Here is a 21,362-nt window from a genome sequence, read left to right as displayed (position 1 = left end):
TGCACGAAAATTCGACACGTAAAACCATGAAACAGCTATTACTTGTTCTGAGCCTAATAAGCTCATTGTCATTTGCCCAAAAAACACAATCGTGGATGATTGGGCCTTTCCAAAAAGCGGATGCCGCCAATCCTATCTTGGAGGCCAAAGCAGGTACTACTTTTAAATGTCCTGTGCGAAACGAGGTAGTTAATTGGGAAGAAAAGGATGTTTTCAACCCAGCAACGGTGGTGCGAAATGGCAAAGTGTATATGGTGTATCGGGCTGAAGATAAAGTGGGCAAATATGCGGGCACGTCGCGTTTGGGGTTGGCCGTTAGTACGGATGGTATCCATTTCAAACGAATGCCCGAGCCCGTTTTTTATCCTGACAACGATTTTATGAAAAAGTACGAATGGGAAGGAGGATGCGAAGATCCGCGTATCGTTGAAACCGAGGACGGGCGCTATGTAATGACTTACACTTCTTACGATGGTAATTTGGCGCGTTTGTGCGTGGCTTCATCGGCTGATTTAATTCATTGGCAAAAACATGGATTAGCTTTCGGAAACTTTATCAAATCAACCCGCGATTTTTGGTCGAAATCGGGGTCAATCGTTTGCCGAAAAGTAGGGGATAAAATGATTGCGACTAAAATCAATGGTAGGTACTGGATGTATTGGGGAGATCAAGCACGTTTGTACGTGGCAACCTCCGACGATTTGATTAACTGGTATCCTGTTACGCGTCCTTTTCAACCAGATTATAAACCATTGGACGTCTCGGATGTCAATGGCGTACCCGTGGCTACTACTCGTAACGGTAAACACGATTCTCGGTTGTTGGAGTCGGGGCCGCCTGCATTTTTAACCAAAGATGGGATTGTGTTGATTTACAACGGAATGAATTATAACCAAACGGGAGACGCTAGCTTGCCCGAAGGTACCTACGCCGCAGGACAATTCTTATTTGACCCCGAAAACCCAACTCAGTTGAAAGACCGCTCGGAGAATTACTTTTTAAAACCCGACAAACCTTACGAAATTACGGGGCAAATCAACCAAGTGTGTTTTGTGGAAGGTTTGGCGTCGTTTAAAGGAAAATGGTTTTTATATTACGGCACGGCCGACTCAAAAATCGGGGTGGCTGTGAGCAAACAGAAATAAGTTATGTTCGTTTTCTGGATTTTTGCATTCATTTTTGGGTTATTCGGCTGGCTGGTGTATGGCAGCAAAAAACTCATTGAAGGAGTAGAAAAAGACTACGAACTGGTGGGGCAAGTAAAAACCTATGATATTTCGGATAAACAGTATTGGATATGTTTTGATACCATCGCTGGGGGACTTTTCATTTGTCTGGGCCTTGTATTCATCGTGATGTTTCTGACCCATCTCCCAAGGAACAATAGCACTGAAATAATGATAGTCGCAGGCTTCGTTCCACTGATGTTGTTTGGCGTAGCTGTATTGCTTATTTACCCGAATTACCATTATCGGGTATTGACCAAAAACCGCCCCGTCACTTTTGATCCCATCCATAAAATGATGGGAGTGGGGGAGGCGGATAGGGAGCGTGTTTTTTCGGTGAACGAAATCGAAAAAATAATCATTCATGCAACCGATTCACGCCTTGCTCTCAGTTACTTGGAAGTGAAATTAAAGAACGGTGAAACGCTTTTGCTCGACCCCCGCTTTTGGATGGGAATGGCAACCGAAAAGTTTTTTGAGGGCGTTCCCCAAGAAAGGGTAAAGTCTTGGATTCCGTGGTTTTACCAAAAAAGCGAGTAAAAGAACTTATAATAGTAACTTTAGCAGAAAACTAAAACCCAATTCATACGAAAGATGAAAAAGAGTCGTATTGCATTATTCCTCTCATTGATGATTGTTGGGGCTACTGCGCAGGCAACAAAGCCAGGGCCTTGGAAAAATTTGTTTGATGGAAAAACTACCAAAGGTTGGCATACCTACGGGAAACAAGGAGTAACGGGCTGGATGGTCATGGATGGTTCGTTGATGACCCACGGAAAATCGGGTGATTTGGTGACCGATGAAGAGTTTGAAAGTTTTGAGCTAGAATTTGAATTTAAAATTCCAGCGAAGATGAATAGCGGGGTAATGTACAAAGTCATTGAAGATCCTAAACATCCGCCATATTACTCAGGCCCAGAGTTTCAAGTGATTGACGATGAAGGGTATCCGCCATTTAACGATAACGGTAAAATGGTGAAAATCAACGACAAGCAAAAAACGGGGGCTAACTACGACATGCAAGCGCCGAGTAAGTGGGTGGCAAAACCTGCGGGTCAGTGGAATAAAGCTAAAATTGTAATTAACGGAAATCACATCGAACACTGGGTAAATGGCGTAAAAGTGGTTGAATACGAGTACGGTGGCGATGCGTGGAAGGCGCAGTTGGCCAAAAGTAAATTTACAAAATGGGCCTACGCGACTCCGCACGCCAAAGGTAAAATCGCGCTCCAAGACCACGGGGATGAGGTTTGGTACAAAAATATGCGCATTAGAAAACTTTAAAAAATGATAGAAACCTTCTTACAACACCTGACGTACGAAAAGCGGCTCAGTCAGCATACGCTTACGGCGTATGCTAAAGACTTGGAGCAGTTTAAGGAGTTTTTGGAGAAAACCTACCAACTGCAAGACTTGGCCAAGGCCGATTTTCGAATGATTAGAGGGTGGGCAGTAAGCATGGTGGAAGCCGAATTACACCACCGCAGCGTGAACCGAAAATTGGCCACGCTGCGGTCGTTTTATGGGTATTTGTTGCGATGTAAAGCCATTACGATTAATCCCATGCTGCGGGTGTCGTCGCTCAAGACTGATAAACCATTGCCGCAGTTTGTGGAAGAAAAAAGCCTACAATTGCTTTTTGATGAAATGACGTTTCCGCTCGATTTTGAAGGCACGCGCGACCGCTTGGTGTTGGAGTTGTTGTACGGCACAGGAATGCGTTTGGCCGAGTTGATAACCCTCCGCGACGGCGATGTCAATGCCTATGACCAAACGTTGCGGGTCTTTGGAAAACGTAGCAAAGAGCGTGTGGTGCCGATTTATAAAGGCTTGGTCGAGATGATTAAGCAGTACCAACAATTTAGAAACGAGCAGTTTTCGAATCCTCCAGGTCAAAGCCTGATTTTGACCAACAAAGGCGAACCCGCCTATCCCGTGCTGATTCAGCGCATTGTGAAAAAATACCTATCGGCGGTGACGTCGCTCCAAAAACGTAGCCCACACGTGCTACGGCACACCTTTGCGACGCACTTACTCAACAACGGCGCTGATCTCAATTCGATTAAAGATTTGCTTGGGCATAGTAGCTTGGCGGCGACCCAGGTTTATACCCACAATTCGATTGAAAAACTCAAAAAAATCTACAAACAAGCCCATCCCAAGGCATAAATCTCCCGTTGCTATGCTTGCGCCTCCCAAAAACCTCTTTCAGCGTTTTCGTTATTTAGGCCCTGGTTTTATTCTTTCGGCGGCTATTGTGGGGTCAGGCGAGCTGATTGCGACGACGGCGTTGGGAGCCAAAGCGGGTTTTGTTACTTTTTGGGTGGTGTTGGTGAGTTGTTTGGTCAAAGTAACCTTGCAATTGGAGTTTGGAAAGAATGCGATTTATACGGGTGTGCCTACCATGCAATCGCTCAATCGCCTTGATGGTAAAAAGTGGGGAAAAGCGCACTGGAGTATTTGGCTGTGGTTGTCGCTGCAAGGCTTAAAACTGCTCCAAGTGGGTGGTATAGTAGGGGGCGTTGCCATTGTTCTCAACATGGCGTTTCCGTTTTTGGGAACAAACCTTTGGGCGGCGATTGCAGCACTCGTTACGGCCGTTTTGGTCTATCGTGGTTTTTACAAACCCGTTGAGCAAGGGGCTTTAATCATGATTATTCTTTTCACTATAACGGTTTTAATTTCCCTCGTTTTGCTGCAATTTACTCCTTACGCCATTAGCTGGGAGCAGTTGAGTAGTGGGTTATCATTCTCGCTTCCTCCTGCGGTGACAGGTGTGGCGATTGGCGCTTTTGGAATCACGGGCGTAGGAGGCGACGAAATCATGTTTTACAATTATTGGTGCATCGAAAAAGGCTACGCGGCTTATGCAGGCCCCAACGACGGCACGCCCGAATGGGCCGACCGAGCCAAAGGTTGGATAAAAGTGATGTACTTGGATGCCGTGTGTTCGATGGTGGTTTATACCCTCGTTACGGCCGCTTTCTATCTGTTGGGAGCGGCATTGCTGCACCAGCACGGCGAAGTCCCCGAAGGCTACGCCATGGTCGAAACCCTTTCAAAACTTTTTACCCAAACACTGGGCGAATGGGCCAAAGTGATTTTTTTGATTGGTGCTTTCTTTGTGCTTTACTCTACCCTCTTTACGGCTACGGCCAGTTGGTCACGGATTTTTGGCGATGCGTTTGGGCAATTAGGCTGGGTCAAATTCGACGACGAAGCCTCGCGCAAACGCGTGATAGGAATGCTTTCGTGGGCTTTTCCTATTATTTGGTGTTTGCTTTTTTTGGTGATTCAAATGCCTGTGACGATGATTCTTTTGGGCGGAATTGCCACTTCTATTCTGCTGCTATTGGTGCTTTGGGTGGCGTTGGTGTTTCGCTACCGAGAACTGCCCGCGTCTCTTTTCCCCACATCTACCTACAATTTTTTCTTTTGGCTAAGTGTCTTGTCGATTTTGATGGTGAGTGTGTACGGCGTTTGGCAAATTTTGAAATAGGTCAAAGTACTTCTTCTAGTTCTTGTTGGTCTATTTCTGCCAATTGGCCTTGCAGTCAATCCGCTTCTACGAAGTGCTTTTGATTTTTTGACAAATTATGAATGCTCCAGTCGATGTCTTTTTTAAAGGCTTTACTCCGCACGGGGCAGCCTTCGAGGCGGCAATATTTGCAGCAGTCGGGGAGACAAGGGTCGGCATGGATAAAAAGCTCGACGTTGCCAACGTAATTGGCTTCAAGTGCGTCTTCAAATTCGTGAACGGCTTGGTGTACTTGTTGCAAATCCCAGTAATAAGGCAGCGTTAAATGGCAGTCGATGTGGAGGTCTGAGCCATACTTTTGAATCCGCATGTTGTGTACGTCCACCCAATAGTCTTGTTTGTGGTTGCGCAGAATATCTACGGCGTGTTCAAATAATTCGGGGTCAGTTTCGTCCATCAATGCTCCTACTGAGGTACGAATGAGTTTAAACCCGTTATAAAAAATTACCAATGAAAGCACTAACGAGGCGGCGCTGTCAATCCACTGGATTTTGGTAAGCATCAATAATCCCAATCCTACCAAAATCAGAACGCTACTCAAACTATCAGTAACAAGGTGTTTGCCGTCGGCAATGAGGGCTTCCGAGCGGGTTGTTTTTCCAACTTTTTGTAAATAATACCCCAAAGCCCCGTTGATGATAACGGTCAACAAAATAAGTAGAACGCCCCAGTCGAGGTGTTCTACGGGCTGAGGATGAAGTAGATGTTGAATGGCTTCGACGGCAATCCACGCCCCCGCAATGATGATAAGTGCACCTTCAAAACCCGACGAAAAGAACTCAATTTTCCCATGGCCATAGGGGTGGTCGTCGTCTTTGGGTTGAGAAGAAAGGTAAATACTATAAAACGCAAAGGCACTCGCAATGACGTTAATGATGGATTCAAGCGCGTCGCTAAGAATGGCGTTGGAATGAGTTAAATAGTACGCTGCGAACTTGATACTCATCAAGATTATGCTCAACACAAGGGAGACGATAATCCAGCGAAATTTAGAATTTTGGCTAACTTGCACGACTTTTTCAAAAGTAATTGGCCGCAAAGGTACGAGTTTCGGGGGAAACAATTGCCCTGCCCAATACTAATTCGACCATTAAAACTTGTTAATAGACCAATCGTATGTCTTTACCTAACGAACTTATTAACCCTTGGAAAACCCTTAAAAGTCAGGTAGTTTATGACAATAAATGGATTCAGGTACGGCACGAAGACGTGATAAATCCAAGTGGGGGTGAGGGGATTTATGGGGTAGTTCATTATAAAAACAAAGCCATTGGGGTAATTCCTATCGATAGTGAAGGCTACACTTATTTGGTGGGGCAGTACCGTTATCCATTAGACGAATACTCGTGGGAAATCCCCGAAGGTGGTGGCCCGATGGACGAAGACCCTATCGAAGGCGCTAAACGAGAATTGCTGGAAGAAACGGGCTTAATAGCGGCCAAATGGACCAAAATCGCTCGGGTTCACTTGTCTAATTCTGTAGGCGACGAAGAAGGTTTTCTGTACATAGCCGAAGAACTCACCCAAGCGCAAGCCGAGCCCGAAGATACCGAACAGTTGCACGTTCGGCGAATACTTCTTACCGAAGCCATTGAGATGGTCATGCGCTCCGAAATTACGGATTCACTCAGCGTGATGGGTTTATTAAAAATAGCCCGACTGCGAGGAATTTAGAAAGTAGATATTCAACAACAACTAAAAACGAATGCTTATTGCTGCACTTTATGGCCTCGTCACGGGGATTTTACTCTGTCTTACTTTTGGAACTGTTTTTTTTTCATTGATTCAAACCAGCGTTGAGCGCGGCTACCGAAGCGGAATTCAAATCGTTTTAGGTGTGGTGGCGAGCGACGCTTTTTTTTGCTTTACAGCCATTTTCGGAACATCATTTTTACCCCAAATTGAACATTTTGACAAATGGGTAGGGGCCATTGGGATTATTTTTTTGGTGGTTTTGGGGGTGAAAAACTTCTTTCGAGTCCCGACCATTGCGTCGGAAGATAAAGAAGACGAACCGCGTAGTAAGCGTTCGATGGTAAAATTGTTTTTAAAAGGCGTGGCCCTCAATGCCCTCAACCCCGTCAATTTTATGTCGTGGGCGGCCATTGCTACGTACCTTCGCACCAAAGGTCGTTATGATCTGACCGAAATGGTTATCTTCTTCAGTATGAGTCTCGTAGGGGTGTTTGGTACCCAGACAGCCCTAGCTGTTTATGCTCAACGCCTTCGTCAGTTTATTACGGTTAAGCGGATGAAGTACGTCAATGTCATTACGGGCGTGGTATTTTTGGGTGTAGCGGCCAAGTTACTTTGGGAGCAGTTTTTGAAATAACCATACCTTCCCGAAAGTTCAAAACTTTCGGGAAGGTAAAGAACTTTCGGGAAGGTGCAATTCTATCTCTTTTTCACCCAATTAGTTACTAAATCAAGGGCTTCGACGGAAAATGTTTCTTCCAAAAGACCGTATTCGGCGGAGGTACACTTGGTACATTTTTGGAACAAATGGTTGAGTCCAGGCAGTTCAATCGTCTCAAACTGTTTATTGCCAGCAGCCGTCAAACCGCGTTTAAAACCCTCTAAATTGGGTTGAGAAGCCACCTGAACGTCCTTGCTGCCGTTGATGGCAAGGACAGGAATCGTGATTTTCGACAAAACAGGCTGCGGGTCATATTTGATAAAATACCGATACCAAGAGGAGTTCATGGCTTCGATTTGCTTCAGAAAACCCTTGCGACCTTGTTCAGTTCTGTAGCCAAGTTGCCCCAACACACGCTCGGGTTGGGTTTTCACCCATTGGTCAAAAGTGGCTTGGAGACTATCTTTGATGTCGCCTTCCAGCGGTAGCCGAGCAACCGTTGAGTAGATGATTTCGTTAAGGCTACGCACTTGATTTCGGTAGGTTTCATTGCTGCCCATTTGTTTCAAAATATCGTCGCTCTGGCGGAGAAGTAGTTCTTTTCCACTCATTCCCAAACCCGCCAAGGAGACAATAAACGCCACGTCTTTTGATTGTACCGCTGCAAGAGGTGCAATGACACCGCCTTCGCTGTGGCCGATTAAACCTATTTTTTTATGATGAACTTCTTTCCGCGTTTTGAGGTAACGAATGGCATTTAAAACATCTTGGGCGTAGTCGGCCGACGTTCCTATCGAACCCGTCGTTTCGCCTACACCTCGGTCGTCAACGCGCAACACGGCAATGCCTTGTCGGGTTAAGTGGTCGGCGATGACCCAGAACGCTTTGTGCCCAAAAAGGCTTTCATCACGGTCTTGCTGGCCAGAACCTGAAATAAGTACCACGGTTTTGAATGGGCCTTTTCCTTGGGGCAAAGTGAGCGTTCCGCCAAAAGTAATTGAACCATCATTGTTCGTAAATTTGACCTTTTCATCGCGGTACGGAAAAGGTGCTTTAGGCATTTGGGGGCGTTTAAAGAACGATAGTTCTGCTACCCGTTTTAGATGCAACGGTGTAGGAAAACCATTTTGTTTCCACTGACCTTCAAACGACAAAGAATCCATTTTTCCACTCAGCAAAACATTGGCACTTTTTAACTCACCTTGCAAACTATCTCTCTGAAATACAGTGTTTTTTAAGGGCTGTTCAAACATGCCTTGCTCAGGAATAAAAACCTGGATGGTTTGGGGATTCATAGTTATTTTGAGCCCAAATTTGAGCGTTGAGATTGTACCCTCGTACCACGTTTGCGAAAAACTCGTGTGTCCAATTCCTAAACACAAGAGTACTTTTATCCACTTTTTCATTTTTTTTCTTGTTGATATACACGGTATGAATACGCCACAATCCAGATTGTTGAGCCAAAAATTAACCCTAGCGTCCAAAAAAGTTTCCACAATTCGGGCAGCCAGATTACCACGAAAGCCCCTAATAGCCCCATCCCAAAGTACAATTTGGCGGCCAATTGGTGGGTTTTACGCCACACGGTTTCGCTTTCGAGCGTCCATGGAGTACGGAAGCCTACAAAATAATTGGACTTGATGGTGTTGAAGTAATTCCCAATCCCTGCAAACAATAAAAATACCCCGACCAGCAAAATCGTCGTAAAGCTCTCACCTGCCATTTCGGAAAGGGAGGCGCGAATAACCAAGCAATGTACCAAGGCCAGAAAGGTCACAATGAGCAGTACTAATTTGGGATAATGTTCTGATAAACTAGCTTTGTTGAGACGAGGATCAAGCTGAGGAACGTACCGCAACAAAAAATATACGCCAATAGAAACCGCGCTTAATATTGTAAGCGTCCATTTGGGTCCGTAAGCATCGGGTTTACCACTTGGGCCAAAGTGCGTTGGGACGATGTCGGGAAGTTGATTCCACACCAAAAACAGATAAACAAGGGGAAGCACAATAGCGACCCAGGCGAGGTATTCTAAGGTCTTTTTCATTGGTTTTTAAGGGTGAAAATCCAGGATAATAATTCGTCTAAAACGGTAGTATTGGGGGTGTAAAGTAAGTTGAATGGCGGAGAATTAACGATTTTTAACAAACAAATAGCACTAATCTTTTTTCAGAGACGTTATTCGGGCGAGTAAAAAGAATCTTTGCTAAGACCATGAAACGACTACGCTACACTTTTTTATTATTCTTATGGGTTTCATTTGGGGCGATGGCTCAGAAAATTACCACGTTAAGCCCCTACGTTGAAGAACAATCGCAGCCCGAAGTGGCGCTTACCAAGGTGGAGCTGACCGATGACTACACGATATTGCATTTTAGGTTTGAGTTTACACAGCGCACTCCCTCCCTTCGCGATTTTTTTGGCGAGCGTCAAGGAAATTTAGACAGAAACTACATTGAGGTTGACCCTAAAAGCCGCTTGTACGAACCTAAAAATACAGCAAAGAAGTTCAAATTTATCAAGGCAGTAGGGATTCCCGTAGCCCCAGAAACCCGCACGGTTTACCCAGGCGATGTGGTGAAATTTTCGGTCTATTATGAAAGATTAGACCCTGGTATTGAGGTATTTGATATGTTTGAGGGAAAAGATTACGGAACAAAACGGTATTGGAATTACTTTGGTGTACACATTCGTAACCCAAGGAGAGTGCCGCCTAAACCCAAGCCTGAACCTAAAAAAGAAGAACCGCCCGTTATTGCCAATACACCCACACCCGTGCCGCCAATTGGGAGCAAACCAGAAGCTCCTGTGGCCAGAGTGGTCACATTGCGGGGAACGGTGATAGATGCTAAAACGAAAAAACCTATTGCCTCAAAAATAAGCTACGTCGTTCCGAGCGAAGACAATGGGCTGGATTCGATGCAGTTGGCTGCGTCGTCGGGGAAATTTAAAATTAGCTTGGATGCGGGAAACAAGTACGCGTATGTAGCCGCCGCTAAAGGGTATTTTCCTGCCAGTGGTGCATTTGATTTGACCCAAGCTAAGGCAGGAGAAGAAATCACGAATGAAATTGTGCTCAATCCCGTAGCGGTAGGAGAAAGCATCACGCTCAACAATATTTATTTTGATACGGGTAAGTATGATTTATTACCTGCTTCTTCTTCAGAGCTTGACCGCCTTGTTCAGCTCATGCGCGATAATACCAACATGGAAATTCGAGTGGAAGGTCATACCGACAACCTTGGTGATTTTGATAAAAATGTAGAATTGTCGCAAAACCGCGCCAACGCCGTGAAAAAGTATTTGGTAGCCAAAGGAATTGATTCCGCGCGGGTGGGAGCAAAAGGCTTGGGTTCTACCAGACCCGTTTCCAAAGGAACATCCGAAGCAGAGCGCCGTCGCAACCGTAGGGTTGAGTTTATCGTAGAGAAACTTTAAGCTAATATTGGTAGGCACTGGTACTGTTTGTAATAAATTCACACAATATTTTTGGAAACTTTAAATAACTTTTCTAAGTTTTCCAAAAAATACACATCAACATGCTCGCTGAAGAACTTATTAACGCTACGACACCCGTGTTACGACCGTATGATTCGGTAGGGCAGGCGGTTGACTTAATGGACGAGTATGGCCTACGTCAGTTGGCCTTGGTGGAAGAGGAAGTATATAAAGGCTTGCTCAGTGAGGACACGTTATTGAGTTTACCTGACGACGAAAAGCAGCTTTCGGACTTAAGCCTTCCGCCAAACCCAGTTCATGCCACATCATTTCAACACATTTTTGAAGTAATGGGAATTGCTACCCATTATCAATTAGATACGGTTCCCGTACTGGACGAAGACAATTTGTACGCAGGTACGATTTTGGTAAGCGATATGATTTCTAAGTTTGCCAACTTACTTGGGGTCCAAGAAAAAGGAGCCGTGGTTGTGCTTAAAATGGCCAATCGAGATTATTCATTGACCGAAATTAGCCGATTAGTAGAATCCAATAGCACAAAAATTATTAGCAGCTTTTTTTCGGGAGCTGAATACGGCGCGCTTGATGAAGCCACGCTGACTTTGAAGCTAAATCGTACGGAAGTGTCGGCCGTAGTAGCCACCCTAGAGCGCTTCGGCTACACGGTAGAGAATGTCTTTGGCAATGCACCCGTGGAAAACCCTGACCGTCATCGTCTTGATTTATTGTTACGTTATTTAGAAACCTAATCGTAGAAAGTTCTACCTTTGCGTCCTTACATATTTGAGAAGCGATACCCATGAAAATCGCCATTCACGGACGTATTTTTACCACAGAAACGCAGCCTCACGTACAGGCTTTATTTGATATACTTCAACAAAAAGGGGTAGATTTCTCAATTTCTGCGTCCTTCTACACGCATCTTCTTCAAGCAGGAGTAGCGCCACATACGCCCAAAACCTACCCCCATCCGCACGGGGCGCCCGATGCTGATTTTATTTTTAGCATAGGTGGTGATGGTACGTTGTTGGAGTCGGTCATGCAGTCTCGTTCGCGTCAAATACCTATTTTGGGGATAAATACGGGGCGTCTAGGCTTTTTGGCAACGGTTTCACCCGAGTGTATTCCTGCCCAATTAGCAGCGCTTTTTGAAGGAAATTACCAAATCGAAGAGCGGGCATTGGTTAGTGTAAATTCGGACAACGATTTATTTGAAGATTATAACTTTGCCCTAAACGATTTTACTATTACAAAAACCGATACTTCGTCGATGATTACCATTCACGCGTATTTAGACGGGGAGTTTTTGAATTCTTACTGGGCTGACGGTCTCATTGTTTCTACACCTACGGGCTCGACTGGTTATTCGTTGAGCTGCGGTGGACCTGTTGTATTACCAACCAATGATGTTTTTGTCATCACTCCCATTAGTCCGCATAACCTGAACGTTCGCCCCATGATTATTCCTGATGGGAGCCAATTGACTTTTCGGGTAGAAAGCCGTAGTAATAATTTCCTTGTTTCGCTCGACTCGCGGTTTCGGATTGTGGATTCTACCATTGCTTTGACCGTAAAAAAAGCTGTTTTTAAAGCGCGCCTTGTCAAGTTTAAACAAGATAATTTTGTACAAACCCTACGCACAAAACTCCACTGGGGGTTAGATGCCCGCAATTAATCTTAGGCGCGATTTTTGTGGAGATATTCAATAAAAAGGTTCATTTTTGCGTTGAACACAAAGTCACGCATCAATCAGTAAAGCGAATGAATTATAAGATAATTGTTGGAACCGTGTTGTTTACGCTGTTTGTGACGCTCCAATCGGAAGCACAACGCCGTCGTCGAACGCCATTTGAGCAGTACGCTACCGTGAGTTTTGGGGCGGGGACGTCTAGCTATGCGGGTGATTTGGCTCCCTATAGAAGCCCAGTAAATACGTTGTTTAAAACCATGCGTTGGAACATCAATGCCGCTTATACTAAGCATTATACTCCGCATTTGGCAGCGCGTTTGGGGTTTACATGGGCACAAATTTTTAGCGATGATGAGTACTATAACCGAGGAGGAACGCCATTTTCAGGTGCTTATGTTCGGAACTTGCACTTTCGTAACAACCTCAAAGAATTTAGCTTAGTAGGTATTTACAAATTTTGGGGAGATGGGCGTAGCCCCAATCGTCGTGCAAAGTTTACTCCCTACATTTTTGCAGGGATTGCTTTACTGGCGCATAATCCGAAAGCAATGGTTCCTGATTCAACATCTTATGACAGGTATCCTAAAAATAAACGTTGGGTAGCCCTGCAACCGCTTGGTACTGAAGGGCAAGGGCAACCAGGCTTTGAGAAACCTTACTCATTGGTAACATATTCTATTCCTTTGGGATTGGGCTTTACTTGGAAAATCAATGACCAGTGGAACGTTGGGGTAGAAGGTGGCTTTCGTTTTTCTGGGTCAGATTTTTTGGATGATGCAAGTGGTTTTTATCCAAATCCTGACATTCTTAAAAATGACATGGCACGGGCCATGTCAAATCGTACACTAGAACGAATTGCAGCACGCACTGGGCGTGATAGAACCTCTACGGTAGCACAAATAGTAGATCCGAATAATCCGACCGCTGATCCATTTGCGGGAGGCCCTTTGGGCGGTTGGCAACAAGGGGACTTCAGAGGAAACCCTGTTCGAAAAGACACATACATGCTTTCGAGCATCACAGTAACCTATGTGTTACCAACTAAAATTAAATGCCCGCCGCTTCGTTAAGTTATTGGACTTCGTTAAAAGTTAACAAGGGCAAAAACCAAGAATTCATCATACGTGGATAGCAAACTGCACACTTATTTTATCGGCTTCCTTTTGGGAGCCTTTTCTTTACAGGCCGAAGCTCAGCGGTGGAATGTTGGCGCTGGACTAGGAGGGTTTAATTACAAAGGAGACTATGCTCCCTTTTTTAACCCTAAGAACTATTTGCCTGGAGGTCATGCTTTTGTGCGTTACAATGCGTCGCCAGCAGTTTCGTTGCGACTAGGTGGAAACATGGGAATCATTGGGGCAAAAGACAGTCGCTCATCTGATCCTTTCAATCAGGCACGGAATGGCTCGTTTCGCTCTAGGGTAACTGAAGGAGACTTAATACTTGAGTATAACTTCCTGAATTACTCGCAACGCCGCAAAGACGTCAATTGGACGCCCTATCTGATGGGCGGACTGGGTTTTTATAAATTTAAACCGCGCACAAAAACAGCTGACTACAAAACAACCCAAATGAATATCCCTTTTGGGGCAGGGGTCAAGTGGGAGTTCAAACGACCGTGGAGTTTAGAGTTTGAGTTTGGAACTCGGGTACTCTTTACCGATTATTTGGATGACTTAGGAGATAATGTACCTTTAGCTCAAAAAATACAACTCGGAAACCCAACTACCCGCGATAAATATTACTACACGTCGATTACGCTCAGTTACACGTTTTATAGTATTATTTGTCCGCCAGGATTTTCAACGGACTAACCAACGCAAAGAGGAGAGAAAAGAGTTACTTTTGTCTCCTCTTTTGTTTTTAGACGTATGCAGTTACACTTTCATCGCTTCGACTTACGGCTTCGCCATACTTTCACCATCGCACACGATTCGCGCGATGTACAGCCGACCCTCATTGTAGAACTCCGCGAAGGAAATTTTCGTGGCTTTGGAGAGGCTACTTCCAACAAATACTACGGCATCACCATCGATGGAATGATAGGCCGCCTTGAGCAACTAAGAAGCGTGATTGAGAACGATGCGTTACAGTCTCCTGAAGCGTTTTGGCAGTTGACAAATCAATACCTGCACGATATGCCGTTTGCGCAATGTGCTTTGGATGAGGCGGCTAACGACCTTTGGGCAAAAAAACAAGGTAAAAAGCTCTACGATGCTTGGGGGCTCTCGGCCGACGTAATACCGATTACCGATTATACGATTGGGATTGATACCATTGATAAAATGGTGGCAAAAATGAAAGAATTTCCGTGGCCATTGTACAAAATTAAATTAGGTACCGCCGAAGATTTGGAAATAGTCCGAACCCTACGGAGCCATACCGACGCAGTGTTTCGGGTAGATGCGAACTGCGCTTGGACGGCCACGCAAGCCATTGAGTATAGTCACGAATTGAAAGCACTCGGCGTGGAGTTTATTGAGCAACCGTTGAAAGCGGACGATTGGACGGGAATGAAACAAGTTTATGCCGAAAGTGCCTTGCCTTGCATTGCCGACGAAAGTTGCATTGTAGAAGCAGATGTGGCCAAATGCGCGGGTTACTTTCACGGAGTAAATGTGAAACTGACCAAATGCGGTGGCCTTACGCCCGCACGGCGTATGCTGACCCAAGCCAAAGCCCTTGGCTTGAAAACGATGGTAGGCTGTATGAACGAAAGTAGCGTTGGAATTTCGGCCATTGCGCACTTGCTGCCGATGCTCGACTACGTGGACATGGACGGTACGTTGCTTATCGCTAACGATCCTGCAACGGGGGTTCAATTTGATTTTGGAAAAATTATTTTTGCCACCGAAAACGGTACAGGTGCGCAATTGCATGAACACCAATGTTGATTTGTTTTGAATTCTGCTAGTTATCACCAAATCACCCATCTGCCTAATCGGACGATTGAGCTTGAGGGAAAAATGTACCTCTTTTTTAGCGGTACGGCGTACTTAGGTTTGCCGCAGCATCCTACTTTTCAAACACTGATTCAAGAAGGATTGCGCGAATACGGTAGCGTGTATGGAAGTTCTCGCAATGGTAATCTTCAGTTGGGTATCTACGAACACGCTGAAGTCAAATTGGCTGCTTGGACAGGCGCTGAGGCAGCCTTGACGTTATCGTCGGGAATGCTGGCAGGACAGGCAGCGATTCGGCAGCTGATATTGGATGGGTATGAGTTTGTGTATTCACCCGATGTACACCCTGCGGTGTGGCATGTACCTCAGGTGTCGATTCCAGCGGTGAGTTTTGAGGATTGGGTAGAAAGCTTAGTGAAATCATCGTCTTTTCAGGATACTGCTAAGGTATGCTTAGTCACTAATTCCGTGGATGCTTTACGCGGGAAATTATATGCGTTTGATTGGATAACACGCCTTCCGCAAGACCGAGAATGGGTCTTGCTCGTTGACGATTCGCACGGATTAGGGGTGATTGGTGAAGAGGGGAAGGGTATTTGGGGGCAAATTCCGTCGTTACCCCACGTTCGGGTCATCGTTACGGCGTCTTTGGCCAAAGCGATGGGGTTGCCTGGCGGGGTCATTTTTTCGGACAAAATTACGCTGCAAAAAATTCGTTCGACGGCTTATTTTGGTGGTTGTTCCCCCATCGCTCCCGATCACCTGTACGCGTATTTACACGCCACCGACCTCTATGCAGATGCCTACCAACGTTTGCGCAAAAACGTCTATCACTGCGCTGAGCAACTTGCTTCTATAGGACTTTTTAATGCTTCCAACGGGTTATTTCCAGTGTTTTATACTCCCTACGACGAGTTGTACCCGTTTTTGCTTCAGCGGGGTATTTTTGTGTATAGTTTTGCTTATCCCAAGCCAACCGACAGGGCCAATACCCGCATTGTATTGAGCGCTTGGCATACCGACGAAGACATTGAAACCTTAGTAAAAGCTTGTCGGGCGTTTGCGGAGACGAAACGCTAATTTCTTCATTCTTTTGGGATGACACTTCACGCTCAAGATGCGACGCTTCGTCGTGTTTTGCTACCCTTGTGCCTGATTTTGTACGAGTTTTGGTTCATCAATCAACCAATAACCAGTCAGGCCATGAAAACTTTTTTCCTTATCACACACATTGCTTTTGGTTTTTTAGCACTTGGCGTGGGCATTGTTCCGATGTTGTCCAAAAAAGGTAATACCCTGCATAACCGAACTGGATTAGTGTATTATTGGTCAATGGTGATTGTGGCGTTTTCTTCGGTGGGTTTGGTTTTAGTAAGCCCTTTTACAGATGGACGCTTGTTTTTGACAGGCATTGCTGTTTTTAGCTTTTACATGTGTTTTACAGGAAAAAGAGCCTTGCAACAACGTGGAAGTGAGCCCGTTCGGTGGTATGATTGGGCGATTTCGTCGGTCATGGGAGCGGCGTCATTGATAATGATGGCCTATGGGTTGTATTTTGTGCAGCGCTTGTTTCAAACGGGGCACTTTTCATCGATGAGTATATTATTTTTAGCATTTGGTTTTTTTAGCGGTACCAATGCGTTGTACGATATTCGAAAGTACCTTGCTCCCGAAAAAGCAAAGTACGGTGCCAAAGAATGGTTTTTTATTCACATTGAACGAATGGGTGGGTCGTACATTGCTACGTTTACCGCGTTTGCATTGGTCAATATTCGCTATATTTTTCCCGAAGCGCCTCAAGCAGTCTATATTGCAACTTGGATTATGCCAGGTCTGATTGGTGGGTTATTTATTGGCCGTGCCGTTCGTAAGTACGCTACTAAATTTCGTTTGGCAGTATAATAAAAATAGTATGCAAGCCTACTACGTTAAAGATTAACTTCTATATTTGCCTAAACTGATACCAACTCACAATAGGCAATGCGCAAGGAAAAAACGGTGGATTTTCATATTAAATGGGCTTGGCACGCCATTTCGAGAATGTACAATACCTATGCGTCTCGTCGCTACGACATGACGATGGCCATTGGATATGTGCTGCTAAATATAGACCTCGATCACGGGACGCCTGCTACCAAGATTGGGCCGTCGATTGGGATGGAACCCCGAAGTCTGACCCGAACACTAAAAGCGCTCGAAGAACGCGGTTGGATACGTCGGGAGACCGACGAAACGGATAAGCGGTTTGTGAAAGTGTTTTTGACCGATGTGGGCAAGCGCAAACGCGAACAAGCCCGCGAAGGAGTTATCTCGTTTAATACGATGTTGCGTGATCAAATTCCTTTGGACAAGTTGGTTGTGTTTTTTGATGTAATTAAAGAAATCAATCGGTTGGTTGAAGAAGAAAATAACAAGCTCAAGGCGGAAAATCTCCTAAACGAAGAATTGTAAACGCAGGTTTATCCTTGTTTTCTTCCCTTTCGTCCCTGTTTTTACCCACTTTACGTAGTTTTTGTACACTACCGTAAAGTGGGTTTTTACTTTTGTAGCGGTTGATTTTTCAGGACATCATCCAATTTTTGAAAAATAGATATGGTTAAATTTATTATTTAAAAAGTACAAAATTTCTTTTTTGTGTATCACCCCAAAATTTCATAAAAAAAAGTTAACCCTACTGACATAGGGTTGTCACTAGCGTCCTTTTATTTTGTATTATAGATAATAATCAACTTACTAGCTACTTAGAGCCCAGAAATACAGCCATGAAAATTTTAAAAAAACTTTGGAAACTTTGAACTTTCATTGAGTTTCCAAAGTTTCGTATTAAAAAAGTGAAAAACTAAGTACAGTAAGAGTGAGAGAAAGAATCTTAGATAAAGCCCAAGAATTGTTTTTTCGGTACGGGGTAAAAAGCGTAACGATGGACGACATCGCAAGAGAATTGGGCATTTCTAAAAAAACCATTTATCAGCACTTTGAAGATAAAAACGCAATGGTGTATGCAGGAGTTGAGCACCATTTTGCCTGTGACCGCACGATAGCGGAACAACTGCAAAATGAAGCCCCCGATCCAATTGCCGAGGTGGTAATGACCTCCGAGATGATGCGCCAAACGATGGCAGGGATGAACCCAACGGCTATTTTCGATATCAAGCGATACTATCCGCAAGCGTGGGATTTGTTCTCAAAATACAAAAAGGAATTTGTATTGGAAATGGTCAAAAAAAACCTCTTAAAGGGGGTTGAATTGGGATTATATCGCTCTACTATTAACGCAGACATACTGTCGCGTTTGAGACTCGAACAAATCGAAATGGGCTTAGATCCGTACCTCTTTCCACTGGGACAGTTTAACCCATTGGATACTCAATTGGAACTGCTCGATCACTTTTTGCGCGGCATCGTGACTTTTGAAGGACTAAATCTGTATGAGAAATACTTAACAAAACAGCTTTCAACGCCTATATCCACCATGGCATTTTTTAGCCAAAAGAATACCTATTAACAGCTCATTTTTTAATAACCCCACAATTTTATAATCAATAACTATTCTATATGCCACAATTTCGACAGCAATGGAAATGGCTGGTACTGCTCATGCTACCACTCTTTCCGACGTACAGCCAAACGCGTTATTCACTTCAGGAAGCCATTCAGTACGGACTAACGCACAACATCAATGTCAAAAATACCCAAACTGATGCACAAAGCGCCGAATCTCGTATCGGTGAGATTCGTTCAGTGGGTTTGCCACAAGTGAGTGCTTCCGTCAACATTTTAGACAACCTAATCATTCAAAAGGCGATTTTACCAGCGGCCTTTGTTGGTGGTTCACCTGATGATCCTCCAGTTGCGATTCCTTTTGGTGTAAAATACTCGGGTACTGCAGCTGCACAATTGAACCAAATCATTTTTAATGCCCAGTGGTTGCTTGGTCTAAAAGCAGCGCAGGCGTATCGTGAGTTGGCGGTTAAAAACGTAACGCAATCAAAGATTCAAGTAGCGGAAAATGTCTCGAAAGCCTATTACAGTGTGTTAGTAGCGGAAGAAAGAGCCAAACTTTTGGACTTGAATATTCAGCGTTTGGACAGCCTCACCCGTGAGATGAGCGCCATGAACCAAAAAGGTTTTGTAGAAAAGTTGGATGTTGATCGTTTAGAAGTATCACTCAACAACCTAAAAACGGAACGCTCAAAAGTGCAAAACCTAGTGGACTTGAGTTATTACATGCTAAAGTTTCAGATGGGTATGAAACTCGACGAAGCTATCGTACTGACCGACCGTATCAACGAAAATGAAGTGGCTCGCATCGAAGCGGATGTCAAAGCTGAAAACAGTGCTTCCTTTAGCTACGACCAACGCATTGACTACTCCATTCTCAAAAGCAACTTGCTTTTATCAGAAATGGATGTAGAGAACAATAAGCGAGGCTATTATCCTACAGTAGCGGCGTTTGCGGGTTATGGATACAACACTGGTCGTAACAAGTTTTCGGAACTCTTTACTTCCCCTTGGTTTAATAACTCTAACATTGGTATAAGCGTCAATATCCCTGTCTTTGATGGATTTGCGAAGAAGTACAAAATCCAGCAAGCTAAGTTTACGGTGGATAAGGTAAAACAAAGCCTGAGCTTGGTTGAGCAATCAATAGATTTACAAATTCGTAGCGCCAACATTACCATTATCAATGGCCTCGAAACCTTGAAGAGCCAAAAACGTAACTTGGATTTAGCCCAAGAAGTGGTGCGGGTTTCCAAAATCAAATACCAATCAGGGACTGGGTCAAACATTGAAGTAATCAACGCCGAGTCGGCCTTGAAAGAAGCTCAAACCAACTATTTCGCTTCGTTGTATGATTTGCTACTTGCCAAAATCGACCTCGACAAAGCAAAAGGAAAATTATCCTTCTAATCTTTAAAAACTTTATTATGAGTACGTTGACAACATATACTACCAATAAAAAAACTCCTTTCAAAACAGGGCTTCGCGCGGGTGTAGCGGTGATGTTCCTCTCGGTTTTTGTAACTGCCTGTGGTGGTGGAAAAACCGATAATTCGTTGGCAGGTAAAAAAGAAGAACTTGCCAAATTGAAAGCGGAGTCAAAGACATTGACCGAAAAAATTGCCAAGTTGGATGCCGAAATCAAGGCAGCTGACCCAAGCATGAAAGCGGCTGAAAAAGTATTTCCTGTGATTACAGAAGCGCTTCAAGCGCGTAGTTTCAGAAGCTTTATCGAAATTCAAGGAACGGTTGAAACCAAAAATACGGCAACAGCTACGCCTCGTATGGCGGGTACTTATACCACGGTTTACGTAAAAGAAGGGCAAACGGTGAAAGCGGGTCAGTTGTTGGCTAAAATAGACAACGCTATTTTGCGCGACCAAATCGCGGCTTTAAAACAACAGATGGAATTGGCGAATACCGTTTTTGAAAAGCAAAAAGGGCTTTGGGATCAAAAAATCGGTACCGAAATACAGTATTTGCAAGCCAAGAACAACAAAGAAGCCTTGGAGAAAAACTTGACCGTTCTCGAAACACAAGTGGATTTGTACAACGTTTATGCCCCTATCAGTGGCGCAGTGGAACGTGTGATGGCCAAAACGGGTGAAATAGCTGCCCCAGGAATGCCGTTGGCAAGCATCGTGAACTTGGGAAGTCTCAAAGCGACTGCCAACGTACCTGATGTGTATATCAGCCATGTCAAAATGGGAGACGCTGTAAAGGTAGTTTTGCCTGATTTGAACCGTGAAATCAACGCTCGAATTACGTTTATTAGCAAGTTGGTGAATCCTGCCAACCGTACTTTCAAGATCGAAGTAGCGATTCCGACTAGTGCAGACATTAAGCCAAATATGCTCTCGGTGTTGAATATCGCGGATATCAACAAGTCGAACGTGTTGGTAATCAAGCAGAACTATATTCAGAGTACTGAATTTGGAGATCTGGTATATGTAGCCACTACCGAAGGCAACAAAAAAGTAGCCAAAGGGCGTAAGGTGAAAATGGGGGTAGCTTACAACGGTGACGTCGAAATTTTGGAAGGACTCCAAGCAGGCGATTTAATCATCACAGACGGCTATCAAGACTTGGTCGATGGTCAGGCAATCAGTTTCTAAAAACTGTTAATTGTTATTCGTTAATGGTTAACCGTACTGATGTTGGTAACCAATTAATTGACAACGATTAACCT

Annotated in this window: 22 protein-coding genes; 19 read left to right on the top strand and 3 right to left on the bottom strand. The window is 44.5% G+C overall.

All coding sequences use genetic code 11. The annotated features are described in order from the left end of the window. Positions 1-26: 26 nt before the first annotated feature. From AC23P2_RS01350 to AC23P2_RS01330, 5 genes are read left to right on the top strand one after another with little or no spacing between them, the layout of a single operon-like run. Positions 27-1,145, top strand: a complete 1,119-nt coding sequence (locus AC23P2_RS01350) for a glycoside hydrolase family 130 protein (protein WP_487771525.1) — start codon at positions 27-29, stop codon at positions 1,143-1,145. Between the two features lie 3 nt (positions 1,146-1,148). Then, entirely contained in the window at positions 1,149-1,766 is a 618-nt protein-coding gene (locus tag AC23P2_RS01345) for a PH domain-containing protein (protein WP_487771524.1), read from the top strand. Between the two features lie 54 nt (positions 1,767-1,820). Continuing rightward, positions 1,821-2,510, top strand: coding sequence for a 3-keto-disaccharide hydrolase (locus AC23P2_RS01340; RefSeq protein ID WP_487771523.1), 690 nt, complete (start codon positions 1,821-1,823; stop codon positions 2,508-2,510). Positions 2,511-2,513: 3 nt separating this feature from the next. After that, positions 2,514-3,395 carry a tyrosine-type recombinase/integrase gene (locus AC23P2_RS01335; protein ID WP_487771522.1) on the top strand — a complete coding sequence of 294 codons (882 nt, stop codon included), beginning with the start codon at positions 2,514-2,516 and terminating at the stop codon, positions 3,393-3,395. 13 nt (positions 3,396-3,408) lie between these two features. Next, the gene (locus AC23P2_RS01330; protein WP_487771521.1) at positions 3,409-4,725 is read left to right on the top strand and encodes an Nramp family divalent metal transporter; all 1,317 of its coding nucleotides are present in this window, start codon (positions 3,409-3,411) and stop codon (positions 4,723-4,725) included. A 55-nt stretch (positions 4,726-4,780) separates the two neighbouring features. Here AC23P2_RS01330 and AC23P2_RS01325 read toward each other — a convergent pair whose 3' ends face one another. After that, positions 4,781-5,776 (bottom strand): cation diffusion facilitator family transporter, encoded by a 996-nt coding sequence (locus AC23P2_RS01325; protein ID WP_487771520.1) that lies wholly within the window; start codon positions 5,774-5,776, stop codon positions 4,781-4,783. A 104-nt stretch (positions 5,777-5,880) separates the two neighbouring features. Between AC23P2_RS01325 and AC23P2_RS01320 the strand changes: the two genes are divergently transcribed. Beyond that, positions 5,881-6,438 carry an NUDIX domain-containing protein gene (locus AC23P2_RS01320; protein WP_487771519.1) on the top strand — a complete coding sequence of 186 codons (558 nt, stop codon included), beginning with the start codon at positions 5,881-5,883 and terminating at the stop codon, positions 6,436-6,438. A gap of 31 nt (positions 6,439-6,469) precedes the next feature. Beyond that, positions 6,470-7,096 carry a LysE family translocator gene (locus AC23P2_RS01315; protein ID WP_487771518.1) on the top strand — a complete coding sequence of 209 codons (627 nt, stop codon included), beginning with the start codon at positions 6,470-6,472 and terminating at the stop codon, positions 7,094-7,096. Between the two features lie 62 nt (positions 7,097-7,158). Here the strand turns inward: AC23P2_RS01315 and AC23P2_RS01310 are convergent, their stop codons facing one another. Together AC23P2_RS01310 and AC23P2_RS01305 are read right to left on the bottom strand one after the other, a co-directional pair. Continuing rightward, a complete protein-coding gene (locus AC23P2_RS01310; protein ID WP_487771517.1) occupies positions 7,159-8,526 on the bottom strand; it encodes an alpha/beta hydrolase family protein in 1,368 nt (455 codons plus the stop codon). Further along, complete coding sequence (locus AC23P2_RS01305) at positions 8,523-9,167, bottom strand: SdpI family protein (protein WP_487771516.1); 645 nt, start codon at positions 9,165-9,167, stop codon at positions 8,523-8,525. The genes AC23P2_RS01310 and AC23P2_RS01305 overlap by 4 nt, the downstream gene beginning before the upstream one ends. Positions 9,168-9,334: 167 nt before the next feature. On the opposite strand from AC23P2_RS01305, the gene AC23P2_RS01300 reads away from it, so the two are divergent. From AC23P2_RS01300 to AC23P2_RS01245, 12 genes are all read left to right on the top strand, one after another. After that, complete coding sequence (locus tag AC23P2_RS01300; protein WP_487771515.1) at positions 9,335-10,558, top strand: OmpA family protein; 1,224 nt, start codon at positions 9,335-9,337, stop codon at positions 10,556-10,558. 101 nt (positions 10,559-10,659) lie between these two features. Beyond that, positions 10,660-11,328, top strand: coding sequence for a CBS domain-containing protein (locus AC23P2_RS01295; RefSeq protein WP_487771514.1), 669 nt, complete (start codon positions 10,660-10,662; stop codon positions 11,326-11,328). Between the two features lie 50 nt (positions 11,329-11,378). Beyond that, positions 11,379-12,254, top strand: a complete 876-nt coding sequence (locus AC23P2_RS01290; RefSeq protein WP_487771513.1) for an NAD kinase — start codon at positions 11,379-11,381, stop codon at positions 12,252-12,254. An 86-nt stretch (positions 12,255-12,340) separates the two neighbouring features. Continuing rightward, positions 12,341-13,339, top strand: coding sequence for a DUF6089 family protein (locus AC23P2_RS01285; protein ID WP_487771512.1), 999 nt, complete (start codon positions 12,341-12,343; stop codon positions 13,337-13,339). Between the two features lie 54 nt (positions 13,340-13,393). After that, positions 13,394-14,083 (top strand): type IX secretion system protein PorG, encoded by a 690-nt coding sequence (gene porG / locus AC23P2_RS01280; RefSeq protein WP_487771511.1) that lies wholly within the window; start codon positions 13,394-13,396, stop codon positions 14,081-14,083. A 57-nt stretch (positions 14,084-14,140) separates the two neighbouring features. Beyond that, positions 14,141-15,163 carry a dipeptide epimerase gene (locus AC23P2_RS01275; protein WP_487771510.1) on the top strand — a complete coding sequence of 341 codons (1,023 nt, stop codon included), beginning with the start codon at positions 14,141-14,143 and terminating at the stop codon, positions 15,161-15,163. 6 nt (positions 15,164-15,169) lie between these two features. Then, positions 15,170-16,252, top strand: coding sequence for an aminotransferase class I/II-fold pyridoxal phosphate-dependent enzyme (locus AC23P2_RS01270; RefSeq protein WP_487771509.1), 1,083 nt, complete (start codon positions 15,170-15,172; stop codon positions 16,250-16,252). A gap of 123 nt (positions 16,253-16,375) precedes the next feature. After that, the gene (locus AC23P2_RS01265; RefSeq protein WP_487771508.1) at positions 16,376-17,074 is read left to right on the top strand and encodes a DUF2306 domain-containing protein; all 699 of its coding nucleotides are present in this window, start codon (positions 16,376-16,378) and stop codon (positions 17,072-17,074) included. Between the two features lie 78 nt (positions 17,075-17,152). Then, on the top strand, positions 17,153-17,623 hold the full coding sequence (locus AC23P2_RS01260; RefSeq protein WP_487771507.1) for a MarR family winged helix-turn-helix transcriptional regulator: 471 nt from the start codon (positions 17,153-17,155) through the stop codon (positions 17,621-17,623). A gap of 403 nt (positions 17,624-18,026) precedes the next feature. Then, entirely contained in the window at positions 18,027-18,677 is a 651-nt protein-coding gene (locus tag AC23P2_RS01255; protein ID WP_487771506.1) for a TetR/AcrR family transcriptional regulator, read from the top strand. Between the two features lie 50 nt (positions 18,678-18,727). After that, on the top strand, positions 18,728-20,083 hold the full coding sequence (locus tag AC23P2_RS01250) for a TolC family protein (RefSeq protein WP_487771505.1): 1,356 nt from the start codon (positions 18,728-18,730) through the stop codon (positions 20,081-20,083). A gap of 17 nt (positions 20,084-20,100) precedes the next feature. Continuing rightward, the gene (locus AC23P2_RS01245) at positions 20,101-21,288 is read left to right on the top strand and encodes an efflux RND transporter periplasmic adaptor subunit (RefSeq protein WP_487771504.1); all 1,188 of its coding nucleotides are present in this window, start codon (positions 20,101-20,103) and stop codon (positions 21,286-21,288) included. Positions 21,289-21,362 lie beyond the last annotated feature (74 nt).

It is taken from the genome of Runella sp. R0.1_18 (assembly GCF_057652155.1).
Note: the sequence above shows the minus strand (reverse complement) of the source record. Positions and strands in the feature narration are given on the sequence as shown.

Coding starts and splice junctions, on each gene's coding strand:
- AC23P2_RS01265 (WP_487771508.1), top strand. CDS start 16,376: ATGAAAACTTTTTTCCTTATCACACACATTGCTTTTGGTTTTTTAGCA.
- AC23P2_RS01315 (WP_487771518.1), top strand. CDS start 6,470: ATGCTTATTGCTGCACTTTATGGCCTCGTCACGGGGATTTTACTCTGT.
- AC23P2_RS01275 (WP_487771510.1), top strand. CDS start 14,141: ATGCAGTTACACTTTCATCGCTTCGACTTACGGCTTCGCCATACTTTC.
- AC23P2_RS01300 (WP_487771515.1), top strand. CDS start 9,335: ATGAAACGACTACGCTACACTTTTTTATTATTCTTATGGGTTTCATTT.
- AC23P2_RS01340 (WP_487771523.1), top strand. CDS start 1,821: ATGAAAAAGAGTCGTATTGCATTATTCCTCTCATTGATGATTGTTGGG.
- AC23P2_RS01290 (WP_487771513.1), top strand. CDS start 11,379: ATGAAAATCGCCATTCACGGACGTATTTTTACCACAGAAACGCAGCCT.
- AC23P2_RS01320 (WP_487771519.1), top strand. CDS start 5,881: ATGTCTTTACCTAACGAACTTATTAACCCTTGGAAAACCCTTAAAAGT.
- AC23P2_RS01245 (WP_487771504.1), top strand. CDS start 20,101: ATGAGTACGTTGACAACATATACTACCAATAAAAAAACTCCTTTCAAA.
- AC23P2_RS01350 (WP_487771525.1), top strand. CDS start 27: ATGAAACAGCTATTACTTGTTCTGAGCCTAATAAGCTCATTGTCATTT.
- AC23P2_RS01260 (WP_487771507.1), top strand. CDS start 17,153: ATGCGCAAGGAAAAAACGGTGGATTTTCATATTAAATGGGCTTGGCAC.
- AC23P2_RS01285 (WP_487771512.1), top strand. CDS start 12,341: ATGAATTATAAGATAATTGTTGGAACCGTGTTGTTTACGCTGTTTGTG.
- AC23P2_RS01345 (WP_487771524.1), top strand. CDS start 1,149: ATGTTCGTTTTCTGGATTTTTGCATTCATTTTTGGGTTATTCGGCTGG.
- AC23P2_RS01305 (WP_487771516.1), bottom strand. CDS start 9,167: ATGAAAAAGACCTTAGAATACCTCGCCTGGGTCGCTATTGTGCTTCCC.
- AC23P2_RS01330 (WP_487771521.1), top strand. CDS start 3,409: ATGCTTGCGCCTCCCAAAAACCTCTTTCAGCGTTTTCGTTATTTAGGC.
- AC23P2_RS01250 (WP_487771505.1), top strand. CDS start 18,728: ATGCCACAATTTCGACAGCAATGGAAATGGCTGGTACTGCTCATGCTA.
- AC23P2_RS01335 (WP_487771522.1), top strand. CDS start 2,514: ATGATAGAAACCTTCTTACAACACCTGACGTACGAAAAGCGGCTCAGT.
- AC23P2_RS01310 (WP_487771517.1), bottom strand. CDS start 8,526: ATGAAAAAGTGGATAAAAGTACTCTTGTGTTTAGGAATTGGACACACG.
- AC23P2_RS01295 (WP_487771514.1), top strand. CDS start 10,660: ATGCTCGCTGAAGAACTTATTAACGCTACGACACCCGTGTTACGACCG.